The sequence below is a fragment of the Ectothiorhodospiraceae bacterium BW-2 genome (assembly GCA_008375315.1).
In the GTDB taxonomy this organism is placed as follows: domain Bacteria; phylum Pseudomonadota; class Gammaproteobacteria; order Thiohalomonadales; family Thiohalomonadaceae; genus BW-2.
On record CP032507.1, the window covers coordinates 845,343 to 859,036 of the forward strand.

The window sequence follows — 13,694 nt, forward strand, 5'->3', positions numbered from 1 at the left end:
TTTACTCATACACATCAAAAGATAAAGTCGAGTCCGACACTAAACATATTCACTCGCTGCGTAGGGAGGTCAAGAGCGTCCCGAAACCAGAGGAGATACCCAAGTGTCTCTACCCGAATATGATCCCACTGCAACTTTAACGCCATCTGCGGCTGAAAATCCCAGCGAGTGCCGATTGAGAGCGTCTGCTGTTCGATACGCAAGGCATTAATGGTGGTGACCGCTACCTGCTGCAACGATACCAGATCGGGGTCAACCACGGCCCAGTCGTATTGAGCCTCATAGATCGGTTCAGAACGGGCATAACCGAAAATAGCGTATGGCAGCCACAATCCGAAACGGTGACCTGCGGCCACATACCCCATATTGGCGTTAATACCACCACGCGCTGAGGCATCAACCACACCAAGCTCCCCCTGGGCAAACCAACGGCCACTATCGTATAGCACCCCCAATGAGCCATATCGCTGCTTAATAGCATCGTAGTTAAGTCCGTCGTAGAGCCACTGGCTCTCACCACTTACCCCCGCCACTCCCAGACGAGCCACCTCCTGCAACCCGGCCAGTACCGGCTGCATAATGCGCGGTTCGTTATCAACACCATACCGAGAGAGCCCCAGTTTCAGCGTCCAATGACGGTCAATGCGAGAGAGTGTTAGCGTCTGCAGATCGCGATAGGCGATATCCCAACTCTCATCGCCCCACGGCACCACCATATCCTCACCTCCCCCCTGTAGCCGCAACTCCCAGTGGGTCGTCCCCTGATAGAGTGACCAAGAGGCATCCACACCCAAGACCGAATAGATAGGTGCCCAACCGTAGTACTCCGGCGGCGGTCGCAACCAGCTATAGCCGTAGCCCAAATTGCGGTGATCAGACATAAGATAGGCCGCATAACCGACCTTGCCCAGACGAAGTTGAAACCGCGGCGTCATCTGCCAACGCAGGTAGGCCAGTTCAGTGCTGCTTTTAAGCGTGATTTGGTGCTGCGGCCGCAGCGATAGCTGCCCGACCGCCTCAAAACGGGAGTCAATCCGATAACTTAACTGTACCCCCAAACGAGAGTCGAGCTGCCAATAACCATCCCGTGAAGAGGGCATATCACGCTGATTAATATCTCGTAGTGGTGCCAAAGAGGAGTTATCATCGACAGAGTAGGCCAATGTGCCGTAGCCGTTAAGCTGTAGCGCCGACCCCCAGCCATCGCTAACGGCCAGCAGCAGCAGCCCCGCTAGCGGGAAAGATAGCAGTTTTAAGAAGATAGACGATCTATTTGTCACGCAGATAGGGGTGTCATTGTTGTGGTCAATAAACTTCATCTAGGCAGCAGCGCTCTCAGAGGAGTGTTAGGGCGCACTATACCACATCTTGGTTGACAATAAATCGTTTATAGCGCTCAAAATTCCCCCGCTCCCCATTTCGTGCTACGCTAAAATCTAATTGTTAACCCAACCGAAGAGATAACCAAGCTATTTCACTATGCAACAGATTCTCGAAATTCGTGACGGCTGCGTCACCCCCGAACAGTTACTAAAAAGTTACGCCTTTAGTCGCTATTTGAAGATCTATAAAGGTGAATTTATCGCCGATCTCGCCGCCCGCTCCGGCCGACAGCAGCAGGAGGCAAAACAGCGCATTACCTTTATTGAGGGTATCTCTGCCCGCGACTTTCTCCATATTTTGGCTAAAGGGGAGCGCCCTAGCCACGAAGTACAGGAGCACGATCGCGCCTTAGTTCGTTTTCTCGATGGTGCCTTTCACCACTTTCGAGGCAGCGGCTACACCCGCCTGATTCGATTACAAAATGAGGTAGTCTCCGGCGAGGAGGAGACCCCTGAGACGGTCAAGGATAAGGTAACCCACAAAGCGCAGCTCCTCTCCGATCTCATTTTAGAGACGCGGCGCAAGCTACTACAGCTAGTCCACATGGATCACCAAGGGGTGCGCCGCACCCATGGCCTTGACGCCTCCCCCAATGTCACCGCCGGCGAAATCTCCGGCCACTATATCAACCTACCGGGCGACTACTACGCCCTCGCCTCAGTGCCACTGACCATTGCCGCCGACATTCAGACCGGTGTGGACTACTCCACCCCCTCGAATAAACGCGCCTACCCCTTCTATGAGCTAACTAACAACCCCTTTCATAATGAGTCGTTCGAGCCGGAGCAGTGGGTATCAGTACCGCTCCAGGTCGGGGCGTGGCTAATTATCGCCTATCTACACAAATCGCGCGGCTGCATTGAGATGGAGCCGGGGCTGCTGAACCTCTTCCCCTTCGCCCGTATCGACGAAATTAAAGCAGGACGCAGACCGGACGGTATCTTTATCTTTGGCGATCCTAACGCTAAATTTGACGATCTTGGCTACTATATCGACGAAGAGAATCAGCTACTTATCGGTTTAGTCCCCAATTTTGACGAACTAAAATATTTCGGCTACTCCAAAAAACCGATCTTAACCCTGCACAATGTCCTAGCGATTCGTAACGGCGAGATACCGCTCCACTGCGGCTGTACCCGCTACGTGATGCGATTTGATGAGCATGGTGAACCCTACATCGCCGATATGTTTGTCAAAGCGGATGACATGGGGCGGGTGGTACTCAAACAGAGTCTTGATGGGATCACCCAACCGATCTTTTTTGGTACTGAAACCGGAGCTTTCGCCTGCCTCGATGGCTTTAGCGAACAGGCGAAGATGCAGATGGCCGGGCGCGAGGTCGGCTATAACAAGGAGACCGGCTCTAACGCCCGCCAGATCGTACCGGTATCGTCCGATGAGGAGGTACTCAGCGGCGATGCGCTCGATATACTGCTCTACATGAACAACTTTAACCTAGTTGAACCGACAGAGTCGGCAATCAACTTTCAGATGTCGGTTAAAGAGGCGCTAGAGCACTTTCGTCTCGGCGAACGGGTAGCGGCCGGCAGTACCCATACCCACCGAGGCGATAAAGAGAGCAGCTACTGGGCCAACCCGTTTCCGCTCTTAAAAGGTAACGACGGCACCCTGTTGCACCCCAAACTCTACCACCAGTTTAGCGATAACGAGAGCCGCTTTATTAACGATATTGAGCAGCTATTTGAGCACGGCGATTTTCTCATCGGCGTCGCCCATAGCCAATTAATGGCAGGGGTCTATAAAGAGAATAGCGATGATGATATCCACCGCTGCGGCTTTAGCAGTCGCGAAGCGGTAGAGCAGGAGGGGCCGGTGCGATTAGCTCAAGATCTAATCGATACGATTAAAAAGATCGCCAAAGAGAAGCGCGATACCCAAACCGAGCCGCTAACTGAGATCAGTATTACCGTCGCTCTCGTCGGTGATAGCCGCACCGGCAAATCGGAGACGGCTGAGAAGATGGAGGGGATTTTAGGGCTACAGCTGATTTAAGTGGTAACCGGTCGATCAAAATGGCGATAGGAGATCGCTTCGGCTAGGTGGGTGGTGGTAATCGTCTCCACCTGCTGCAGATCGGCAATCGTGCGGGCCACCTTCTGAATGCGGTGGTGCGCCCGAGCCGAGAGGCCGAAGCGCTCACTCACCCGCTGCAGCAGGGTACGACACCCCTCATCAAGAGCTGCCACCTGTTTTAACTCCCGCACCATCAACTGGCTATTACACCTCCCCTGTCGCGCTAGCTGCCACTCTCGACACGCCACCACCCGCTGCCGAATCGTCTCGCTCGACTCCATCGGCTCTGGCTGCTCCGCCTCTAGTGCCTCATACTTCACCGGTGGCACCTCAATCTGCATATCGATTCTATCGAGCAGTGGCCCTGAAATACGGCTGCGGTAGCGATCAATCTGTATCGCGGTGCAGTGACACTTACCACTCGGATGGCCCAAATAGCCACAGGGGCAGGGGTTCATCGCCGCCACTAACTGCAATCGGGCCGGAAAATCGGCCTGATGGCTCGCTCTAGCGATGGTAATCACCCCCGCCTCTAGCGGCTCGCGTAGCACCTCTAGCACCTTTCGATCAAACTCTGGTAACTCATCCAGAAATAGCACCCCATTGTGGGCTAGCGAGACCTCGCCCGGACGGGGAGGATTGCCGCCACCGACCAGCGCGACGCTGGAGGCGGTATGGTGGGGGGAGCGAAACGGTCGCCGCCGCCACTGGGTTAACTGAAAGCCACTTTGACTGATAGAGCTAACGGCGGCACTTTGCAGCGCCTCGGCCTCACTCATCGGCGGCATAATGGTCGCTAACCGGCTAGCTAACATCGTTTTACCGGTGCCGGGGGGGCCATAGAGCAGTAGATTGTGGCTTCCAGCGGCCGCAATCTCCAGCGCCCGCCTAGCGTGGTGCTGCCCTAATACATCGGCCATATCGACCTCATCATTCGCAACCGGTGACGAGCCAGCACGGGCGATAGCGCCCCTAGCCGGAAACGACAGCCACGGCTCCTCCCCCCGCAACACCCTAACCACCTGCGCTAAATGGGTGGCTAGCCCCCCCTCAATCCCGCTCACTAGCGCCGCTTCGGTGCCGTTATCCTGCGGCACCACCACCTTGCGCCCAGCCGCTTTGGCCGCCATCACCAGCGGTAAAACCCCCTTCACCGGCCGTAACTCACCACTTAACGATAACTCGCCGGCAAACTCATAGCCATTTAGCGAGGCTGTCGGTATCAGATTAGCCGCCGCTAAAATCCCCAACGCAATGGGTAGATCAAATCGTCCCCCCTCTTTCGGCAGATCGGCCGGGGCCAAATTGATGGTAATTCGCCGTTCGGGAAATTTAAGATGACAGTTTTGGATCGCCGCCTTAACCCGCTCTCGGCTCTCTTTAACCGTCGTCTCCGGCAGACCGACAATCGATAGCCCCGGCAGACCGTTAGCGAGATGAACCTCTATCGTCACCAAGATCGCATCGACCGTCAATCCGGCACGGCTGTAGAGTGTCGCTAGCGCCATCTTTAGCGCCCCTGTTCCAGCTCCGCTAGCCGCCGCTCTAACTGCTCTAGCTTCTGTCGGCTGCGGGCTAACACCTTCTGCTGAATCTCAAACTCCTCTCGGGTGACTAGCTCCATCTCGATAAAGGCCTGCTGTAGTACCCCCTCAATCTGCTGTTTCAGATCGCGTTTAAGTAGCGCCACATCGGCCGGTAGCAGCTTTAGTAGCTGCGAAGTTAACGCTTCGACTCTCTGTTCCACTCAACTGACTCCTTACTTAACTACTGTTTGCCATTCTCAATTCATTAACGCCAGCGCCGCTGCCGCCGCCCCGCCACACCATGCAGGGCAGCCATTTTAGTCGCCACCTGCTGCGTGTGGGCATGACAGATCGCCACCGCCAACGCATCGGCCGCATCGCTTTGGGGAGAGCCGTTAAGCTGCAGTAGCTGCGTGACCATCTGTTGGACTTGGGCCTTCTCAGCGTGTCCATGCCCTACAACCGACTGTTTGATAGCGTTAGGACTATACTCCACCACCGCGACTTCGTTCACTACCGCCGCACAGATAGCGCTACCCCGCGCCTGCCCTAGTTTGAGCGCCGAGTCGGGGTTACGGTACATAAACACCTGCTCAACTGCCACCACGGTCGGACGGTAGAGCTGAATCAGCCGCTGCACTTCGGTAAAGATCACCTTAAGCCGCGCCGGCAGCTCCCCTCCACCGGTACGAATACAGCCGCTATCGATATAGCCTAGTTGCCGGTTATGGTAGCGCAGCAGGCCGAAGCCTGTGGTACGCGAACCGGGGTCTATGCCCAAAATCAATAGGGCTATACGACCGCCCTCATCGCGACAACCAGATCATCAAACGCCTGCTGCAGTTGAGGCTGGAGCGCCTTAACCTGCTCAAGGTCGTCCTGTTTGGCTAGCCGCTCCATCTCCAACACCAGCGGGGTCATCACCATGGCACCAACGCTGCTAGTGCTCCCTTTCAGACGGTGACAGGCACGATGGATCTGTTCCCCATCGGCGGCGGCAATGGCCTCATCGACAGCTCTCATCTGATTCACGCCATCATCAAGAAAGGTGCCGATAATCATCTTCATTAACTCTTCATTACCAAGCACCTGCTGTTTAAGTATCTCTTGATCAAATATTGGGGTCTCACTCATCTCGCTCTCTTGTCCCTCCAGCTTCCATCATCGGTTAAGTCACGGCAGTTTAGCGCAAACGGGGGGCTAGTTACCATGTTAATCAACGGCTGCGCTCTATCTCCACCCCTACCCCTGCGGCAAAAGGGACGGCGCTAGGTTTGGTGAGGGTCACTTTTAACCACTGTAGTGGCAATGTTTCTAACAGTGTTGTGGCGACGATTTCGGCTAAAGTTTCAACCAGTTGGCAGCGACTCTCAGCGGCCAATTGGCGCACCTGCGCCGCCACTGTAGCGTAGTCGAGCGTTGCGGCTAAACTGTCGCTCTGTGCCGCGCTCAGGGTCTCAAACCCCATTTCGATATCGAATAGTAGCGGCTGTGGCCCCTGCCGCTCCCACTCGTGTACCCCAATCACTGCCTCAGCCTGTAGCTGACGGATAAAAATTTTGTCCATATAACCGTTACCTCGCTCCGATACCAACTCAATACTCTGTGGAGACTACTCTATTGCTAGGGAGGCGAGATAGCGTTCAACGATATCGGCCTGCTGTGCGATATATCGCCGCGCCTGCTCGCCCATCTGTGTTAAGCGATTCGTCTCAGCAAGGAGCTGTGCTAAGAGCGGGGGGAGCGCTGCCACACTCTCTAGTTGGAGTGCGGCACCGTAGGCGACCATGGCGGCCGTTTCGGTCGCAAAATTGGCCATATCCGGCCCGACCACCACCGCTCGGCCAAGTGCGGCCGGCTCTAATAGATTATGCCCCCCCTTATCACTGAAGGAGCCCCCCATGACCACTAGCGTCGCTCTCGCCATCGCCGCCGTTAGCTCGCCGAGTGTATCGAGTAGATAGATGGCGGTAGTCGCGCTAATCGGCTCAGCTGCGGTACGCACCGCGAGCTCAAAGGGGTGGAGCTGGCGCTTAATCGCCTCTCGGCGCTCTGGATGGCGTGGTGCCACCACCCACAGATAGTCGCGCCACTGTGGTAGCTGCGATAGCGCCTCTATCAGTAACCGCTCCTCCCCCTCGCGGGTCGATGCGAGCAGGATATAGGGTCGGTCGGTTGGCACCACGCTCTCTATCTCCCCCTCGGCAACTGTCAAGGGGGCGCTATACTTTAAGTTACCGACAACCCGACACCGCTGCGGTGGCGCACCGAGTGCTATAAACTGTTGCCAATCTGATTCAGCACGACACAAAATCATCGTACACTGCTGTAGGCTCTGGCCATAGAGCCGCCGCAACCACGACGGCGCTCGCTGACTGGTTTTAGCCGAGAGGCGGCCATTAATCACCCACAGAGGTAGCTGCGACTCTCGGGCACAAGCTATCAAATTGGGCCATAGTTCGGTCTCCATTAACAGTAGCCGTTGGGGGCGATGGTGGGCGATAAAGCGCCGCAGCAGTCGTCCATAGTCGAGCGGCAGATAGTAGCAGGCGATATTCGGTAGCCGTTGAGCCGCCCTCTCACGCCCTTGCGGTGTCGTTGTGGTTAACACGATAGGCTGTTGTGGTTTGCGTTGTTGTAGCCGTTGTAGCAGCGGAATCAGGCCGTTCACCTCTCCTACCGATGCGGCGTGAAACCACCAGCTACCGATACTCGCCGGCTCTGAGGGCAGCAGAGCTAAGCGTTGTCGAATAAAGCGCCAGCCGCCCCGTCGGCGGTAGGCGTGCCAGAGTGTCACTAGCAGCAATAGCGGTAGTAACAGCGCCAGCACGCCGTTGTAGTACCTCAGTTCACGACTCATAGGGGGAGTCAGCTCCATTCGGTCGGCTGCGGAAACGGCGATGTAACCACAGATAGTGCGCCGGCTGTCGGCTCACATAACGGCTCAAAAAGTGGTTAATCTGTGCGGCATTGACCACCTCATCTGCGGTAGGAAAATTGTCCAGTGGTGCATCAATGTAGATATCGTACCCGGTCGCACTACGAAGCGGTACATAGGGGAGCACCACCGCGCCACTGAGTCGGGCTAGGCGCGAGAGTGCGGTAACGGTCGCTGTCGGCACCCCCATAAAGTCGGCAAAGACGCTGTGACGATGGCCAAAATCTTGATCCGGCGCATACCAGCAGTGCTCGCCCCGTTTGAGCACCTTTACCATGGTGCGCATGTCGTGGTGTTTAATCGCGCCTAAGTAGTGGCGATGCCGATAGCGCAGCGTCATCTGCTCTAAGTAGGGATTGTTGCGCTGCTCTTTATAGAGAAAGTGGAACGGTAGGCGGGAGGAGAGTGCGCGGGAGCCTATCTCGTAGCTAGTAAAGTGGCCTGTCAGCAGAATAATGGGCCTGCCGCTCTGCTGCGCCTGCTGTAGGTGGGTCAGACCGTGCCAGTGTAGCAGCGGTTGTAGGCGCTCATCGGGCCACCACCAGCTAATCGCGCTCTCAATGAGGGCTCTGCCTGCATTACGAAAACTCTCCCGTAGTAGCGCCGCTCGTTCAGTCGGGGTGAGCTCTGGCAGTGCCAGTTGCAAATTGACTGCCACAATATGGCGCCGACGCGGGAGCACTATCCACATAAGATCGCCCAGCAGACCGCCAACGCCAAGCTGCCAGCGCCAAGGCAGATAGCTCAACAGGCGCAACAGTTGTAGCAGTAATCTCATGCTCTTTCCCCGACTTCATTCTTTTTCAACCGTGATTTGCTTCTAAAGCCAACAAAGAACACTCTTTCTCTAATCTGTGGTACCCCATAATCGGCAGCATGCATCTTGAATGTCGTTATTGAATAATCTGCCAGCTCATTCAATATATATTCTTTTATAAAATCATTAAACTTTGGATTAAGTATTCCTGGCACATTTTCTGCTATAAACACACGAGGCTTTATCGCATTAACTGCTCTGCTAAACTCTCCCCACATGTTTCTTTCATCATCGGCACCTTTTTGTGCTCCTGCTATTGAGAATGGTTGGCATGGTGGCCCACCATTTCTGACGCCGGTTGCCCCGCTGAGTCACATGATGCGAAACACCGGGCACGATGATTCTGGGAAGTCTTGCCATGTCGTGATCTTACCGGACGAGATAATGAGTGTAAATGGTAAAGTGTCACCGTAACTTCCAGAGCCGCATCGAAGGTGTCGCCAGACGAGAAGCAGCCAGGCAAATCGGGCACCGTCACGCCAAAGCGCACACCATCGTCAGAATGCAAAACAACCGGAAAACGCATAGCAACCTCCTATTTCCAACCTGCCTGTTTCCGAATGCTGTTCAGCGTACCGGCAGGAATGTCGCTGTCAGGATGCTTCACCGTCACCAAGCCTAGCTTGCTCGGGTGCTTGAACTGGTGATGCGAGCCTTTTACCCGCGCCAGAAACCAGCCGTCTCCTTCCACTCACCCACCACACCATCACACTGACTACCATGACTCGGATCATTCGACTCATTGTCCTCTGCTCACCCACGGCTTACCCGATACCACTGCTCTGCCCAACCTACACGGATTCACTCGGCGCCTGCGCTGCCTGTTTTGCCAGCCACTCGGCAACATCCCCATTCTCAACGCGGTCATAAATCTCCGTGACCGGAATCGCCGTCCCGACCGACTCCAGCGGCACCTCGTCTCCCAAATAGTAGTGGCGCGACACCCAACCCTCGGAGCGGCGCTGCACCTCAACATCAACCCGATCCTGTTCGATTAACACATACTCCTGTAGCGAGGGAATAGTGCGGTAGATCTCGGCTTTGTGGGTGCGATCATACTGCTGCGTTGATTTCGACAGCACTTCAACAAGGAGTATCGGGCGCTGGCGATAGTAAGGGTCATCTTTGTCACTCTCATCGCAACTGACCATCACATCGGGGTAGTAGAAGTTATCCCCGACTCGAAGTTTCAATGACTCGGTAAACGGTTCGCAGGGGGTTCTTTTTAACTGCTGGCGCAGTTCTGCTGCAAAATTACCGGTAATTCGCGCATGGTTAGCACTGGTACCACTCATCGCATAGACCTCGCCATCAATCAGCTCGTGGCGGGTTTCTGTCAGTTTTTCGTCTTCTAAGTAGTCGGCAACGCTCAGTTTTTGGTGTGATTTGGGTTTTAACATACGATGACTCCTCGTCTATTTCCACTCTGGTTCCCACGGTCATCCGTGGAAATCGACACTTTAACACCGCTCTGCATTCCCACGCCGGAGCGCGGGAACGAGAAAAACGGCTTTAACCTCTCTCGTTCCTGCTCCCGCTCCAGCTCCGCCAAAAACGCCTTGAGTAAGAATCGTCCGTCCATTCGTTGCGCTTGAGGGTAGTGAACAGGCGTTTTTGCTCGGCTTCGTCCCGGGTGTGACGAAAGACAGATTGGCGAACCTATAACCGTTCACGCTCCCTGCTAATTTTACCCCTCACCCCAACCCTCTCCCGCTGGGAGAGGGAGATTAAGGAGGGAGAGTGAACGGTTACGATTCTGGGAAGTCTTGCCATGTCGTGATCTTACCGGACGAGATAATTAGTGTAAATGGTAAAGTGTCACCGTAATTCCCCAGTGATGCGGTTCAAATGCGGCTTCAATTTTAAGGCGATTTTCGGCGTCATCGGCTTTCAGTGCTTTAAGTTTTTGCGCTTTTCGTTGTTCGAGAAACTCAGTAATGGGATCGGGCATAGAGGGGCCGGGGAGCATCGGTTAGTGGTGCTGTTTTTTCTGTTGCAGCCGTAATAGTAGCTGTTGTAGCGCTTCGGGGCTGAGGTGTTCGGCTATTTCATCCGGCGACAGATCTTTTAACCGTTCATCCGGCGAGTAGCGCTGTAATACTTCATCCGGCGAGTAGCGCTGTAATACTTCGTCCGCTGATAGCAGGTTAAGGTGGTCAGCGACAAACTCTTTGGTAAATTGCTCTAAGGTATAGGCCATGTCGGGTTCCTCTTCACTGTATATCTCTAGTAGTTGCTGTACTACGCCATAGATGATCTCATTTGAGTATTGCCGGTAGCGTTGGCTCGCCTGGCGTACCCGTTCGATTTGGTGGCTAAACAGGTGCCACAGGTCATTGCGGGGGGCAGTGTCAATTTGGCTTAAAACGATAAGTTGTATCGTATCACTGCCCCACCGGAGTTGGTAGAGACCGGTTGTGTTATCTGTGGTCAGGTAGTTGGCCAGTTTTTGCGGGTAGTGGTGGCTAACAGCATAGAGTCCGAAGTCGGTTTGTGGTGGCCGTTTGCCCGCTTCGCTCAGCTGTTTACGATAGCTGACATAGTAACCTATCAGCTCTTTAATTGACCAGTCGGTGAGTGATTCGTGGTGCGATTTAAAGGTCATCAGGTTGTAACGCTGTAGCTGTGTCAGGCCATCGGGCAGGATGGTTGCTCCCGGCCAGTCGCTCGCTTCAGTCTGTTCGATCACGACTACATCGAGAAATTGCGGCACTTTAGCCACATCAACTTCTACTTCTACCCGGTACGGGCTGTCGTGAAATTGTTGTTGTACCATCAGGCCAAATAGCCGGTGCCATTGGCGGCGGCGTTGTGGGGTGAGTGGGGACGGGGGACGCTTCATGGGGAAATTGTAGCGTTAAGTTTGTGGGGGTGGCAAGGGGGCCGGTTAAGTCAGGGGGATGGTGAGATGGTCACAAAATTTAATTCAGTTACGACCCCTTTTATTCGACCCCTTTTATTACCGGGTGTGACGAAAGACAGATTGGCGAACCTGTAACCGTTCACGCTCCCTGCTAATTTTACCCCTCACCCCAACCCTCTCCCGCTGGGAGAGGGAGATTAAGGAGGGAGAGTGAACGGTTACGATTCTGGGAAGTCTTGCCATGTCGTGATCTTACCGGACGAGATAATTAGTGTAAATGGTAAAGTGTCACCGTAATTGACTCTCCCGCTGGGAGAGGGAGATTAAGGAGGGAGAGTGAACGGTTACGATTCTGGGAAGTCTTGCCATGTCGTGATCTTACCGGACGAGATAATTAGTGTAAATGGTAAAGTGTCACCGTAATTGTCATTGGCGGCGGCGTTGTGGGGTGAGTGGGGACGGGGGACGCTTCATGGGGAAATTGTAGCGTTAAGTTTGTGGGGGTGGCAAGGGGGCCGGTTAAGTCAGGGGGATGGTGAGATGGTCACAAAATTTAATTCAGTTACGACCCCTTTTATTACCGACCCCTTTTATTACCGGGTGTGACGAAAGACAGATTGGCGAACCTGTAACCGTTCACGCTCCCTGCTAATTTTACCCCTCACCCCAACCCTCTCCCGCTGGGAGAGGGAGATTAAGGAGGGAGAGTGAACGGTTACGATTCTGGGAAGTCTTGCCATGTCGTGATCTTACCGGACGAGATAATTAGTGTAAATGGTAAAGTGTCACCGTAATTGGAGAGGGAGATTAAGGAGGGAGAGTGAACGGTTACGATTCTGGGAAGTCTTGCCATGTCGTGATCTTACCGGACGAGATAATTAGTGTAAATGGTAAAGTGTCACCGTAATTGCGTAATTGTAAAGTGTCACCGTAATTGACCGTAATTGGCGAGATAATTAGTGTAAATGGTAAAGTGTCACCGTAATTGCGGGACGAGATAATTAGTGTAAATGATAAAGTGTCACCGTAATTGGAACCTGTGGATAACTCTGTCAAAAAAATCGCGCGAGCCCCGCACGCGGGGCACTCTGTAACGGCTCCATCGGCACTCATCACCTAATCCGTCCCACTGAGTTTAAAGGGTAAAAGGGTAAGGGGGACATAGGGTTAGTCCTGGAGAATCAGACGGAAGCCGTAGCCGTACCCGCGGTAGCCGGTGCTGTCCCTGCCGCGGTCGGCCGAACGGAGGTAGGTCGGTCTGCTGAACCAGGAACCACCGCGCAGAACGCGCCGGCCACACTCACCGCTCTCCCAAGCACTGCCATCAGCCGGAGCGCCATGGTAGCTGTTGTTCCAACAATCCTGCACCCACTCCCAGACATTGCCGCTCATGTCATATAACCCAAAGGCGTTGGGTTGAAACGAGCCAACAGGTAGTGTTATCTTGCGATAGGTGCCGGTCTTAGCGCCGCAATCTTTATAGTCATAATTACCATCATAGTTTGCTTGCTTTGTAGTGATACAATTTCCTGTCCAGAACGGAGTGGTGGTGCCGCCTCGAGCCGCATACTCCCACTCAGCCTCACTCGGTAAACGGTAACGCTTGCTCGTCTTTTGGTTCAGTTTTTTGATGTATTGCTGAATATCATCCCAACTGACATTTTCAACCGGACAGTTGCTGCCGCAGTTACTAAAATGGCTCGGATTGCTCCCCATCACAGCCTGCCACTGCCCTTGGGTCACTTCGTATTTACCTATTTTGAAGCTGTCAAGACAGACGCGATGCACCGGTTTTTCGTCACTATCACCACTGTTGCTGCCCATCTGATAGCAGCCGCCTTTAACCAATACCATCTCGCCAACCAACTCCCGCTCCCGCTCCCGCTCCTTTCTCTCCCGCTCCTGCTCCGCCAAAAACGCCTTGAGCTGGCTGACATTGCGTTGCAACAGCGCATCTGCTGCACCCTCATCTGCCCACGCCACCGCACTAAATAGCCACGCAATTCCCACACTCATCCCTATCCATCGTCTCTCTCTCACCACACCGCTCCTCGACTTGCTGATCATCCGTTGATTATACCTACTTTTGCCTGCTTATGGCATAATTGAACTTCAATGAACCATCGAAACAGA

General features: G+C 54.2%; 16 protein-coding genes. 1 reads left to right on the top strand and 15 read right to left on the bottom strand.

Features of this window, described 5'->3' with window-relative positions; genetic code table 11:
- Positions 1 to 14: 14 nt before the first annotated feature.
- Positions 15 to 1,319, bottom strand: a complete 1,305-nt coding sequence (locus D5085_03915) for a hypothetical protein (GenBank protein ID QEP42354.1) — start codon at positions 1,317 to 1,319, stop codon at positions 15 to 17.
- 160 nt (positions 1,320 to 1,479) lie between these two features.
- Between D5085_03915 and D5085_03920 the strand changes: the two genes are divergently transcribed.
- Entirely contained in the window at positions 1,480 to 3,396 is a 1,917-nt protein-coding gene (locus D5085_03920; protein QEP42355.1) for a hypothetical protein, read from the top strand.
- Here D5085_03920 and D5085_03925 read toward each other — a convergent pair.
- The 14 genes from D5085_03925 to D5085_03990 all read right to left on the bottom strand — a co-directional run bounded on the left by D5085_03925 (position 3,393) and on the right by D5085_03990 (position 13,628).
- A complete protein-coding gene (locus tag D5085_03925) occupies positions 3,393 to 4,925 on the bottom strand; it encodes an ATP-dependent protease (protein QEP42356.1) in 1,533 nt (510 codons plus the stop codon). The two genes, D5085_03920 and D5085_03925, sit on opposite strands and share 4 nt — an antisense overlap.
- A gap of 2 nt (positions 4,926 to 4,927) precedes the next feature.
- Positions 4,928 to 5,164: an accessory factor UbiK family protein gene (locus tag D5085_03930; protein ID QEP42357.1), complete on the bottom strand. Its 237-nt coding sequence runs from the start codon at positions 5,162 to 5,164 to the stop codon at positions 4,928 to 4,930.
- A 44-nt stretch (positions 5,165 to 5,208) separates the two neighbouring features.
- The gene (gene ruvC, locus D5085_03935; protein QEP42358.1) at positions 5,209 to 5,739 is read right to left on the bottom strand and encodes a crossover junction endodeoxyribonuclease RuvC; all 531 of its coding nucleotides are present in this window, start codon (positions 5,737 to 5,739) and stop codon (positions 5,209 to 5,211) included.
- Positions 5,736 to 6,077 carry an Hpt domain-containing protein gene (locus D5085_03940; protein QEP42359.1) on the bottom strand — a complete coding sequence of 114 codons (342 nt, stop codon included), beginning with the start codon at positions 6,075 to 6,077 and terminating at the stop codon, positions 5,736 to 5,738. Before D5085_03940 ends, ruvC begins: the two co-directional genes overlap by 4 nt.
- An 82-nt stretch (positions 6,078 to 6,159) precedes the next feature.
- The gene (folB, locus tag D5085_03945; protein QEP42360.1) at positions 6,160 to 6,510 is read right to left on the bottom strand and encodes a dihydroneopterin aldolase; all 351 of its coding nucleotides are present in this window, start codon (positions 6,508 to 6,510) and stop codon (positions 6,160 to 6,162) included.
- A 45-nt stretch (positions 6,511 to 6,555) separates the two neighbouring features.
- The gene (locus D5085_03950) at positions 6,556 to 7,821 is read right to left on the bottom strand and encodes a hypothetical protein (protein ID QEP42361.1); all 1,266 of its coding nucleotides are present in this window, start codon (positions 7,819 to 7,821) and stop codon (positions 6,556 to 6,558) included.
- Positions 7,793 to 8,659, bottom strand: coding sequence for a lipid A biosynthesis acyltransferase (locus tag D5085_03955; GenBank protein ID QEP42362.1), 867 nt, complete (start codon positions 8,657 to 8,659; stop codon positions 7,793 to 7,795). Before D5085_03955 ends, D5085_03950 begins: the two co-directional genes overlap by 29 nt.
- A complete protein-coding gene (locus D5085_03960) occupies positions 8,656 to 8,955 on the bottom strand; it encodes a DNA cytosine methyltransferase (GenBank protein QEP42363.1) in 300 nt (99 codons plus the stop codon). Before D5085_03960 ends, D5085_03955 begins: the two co-directional genes overlap by 4 nt.
- Positions 8,952 to 9,224 (bottom strand): hypothetical protein, encoded by a 273-nt coding sequence (locus tag D5085_03965; GenBank protein QEP42364.1) that lies wholly within the window; start codon positions 9,222 to 9,224, stop codon positions 8,952 to 8,954. The genes D5085_03960 and D5085_03965 overlap by 4 nt, the downstream gene beginning before the upstream one ends.
- A gap of 9 nt (positions 9,225 to 9,233) precedes the next feature.
- Positions 9,234 to 9,389: a type II toxin-antitoxin system HicA family toxin gene (locus tag D5085_03970; protein ID QEP42365.1), complete on the bottom strand. Its 156-nt coding sequence runs from the start codon at positions 9,387 to 9,389 to the stop codon at positions 9,234 to 9,236.
- A gap of 100 nt (positions 9,390 to 9,489) precedes the next feature.
- Positions 9,490 to 10,098, bottom strand: a complete 609-nt coding sequence (locus tag D5085_03975) for a Uma2 family endonuclease (protein QEP42366.1) — start codon at positions 10,096 to 10,098, stop codon at positions 9,490 to 9,492.
- A complete protein-coding gene (locus D5085_03980) occupies positions 10,092 to 10,280 on the bottom strand; it encodes a hypothetical protein (protein ID QEP42367.1) in 189 nt (62 codons plus the stop codon). The genes D5085_03975 and D5085_03980 overlap by 7 nt, the downstream gene beginning before the upstream one ends.
- A 390-nt stretch (positions 10,281 to 10,670) precedes the next feature.
- A complete protein-coding gene (locus D5085_03985) occupies positions 10,671 to 11,420 on the bottom strand; it encodes a hypothetical protein (GenBank protein QEP42368.1) in 750 nt (249 codons plus the stop codon).
- Between the two features lie 1,308 nt (positions 11,421 to 12,728).
- Positions 12,729 to 13,628: a formylglycine-generating enzyme family protein gene (locus tag D5085_03990; protein ID QEP42369.1), complete on the bottom strand. Its 900-nt coding sequence runs from the start codon at positions 13,626 to 13,628 to the stop codon at positions 12,729 to 12,731.
- Positions 13,629 to 13,694 lie beyond the last annotated feature (66 nt).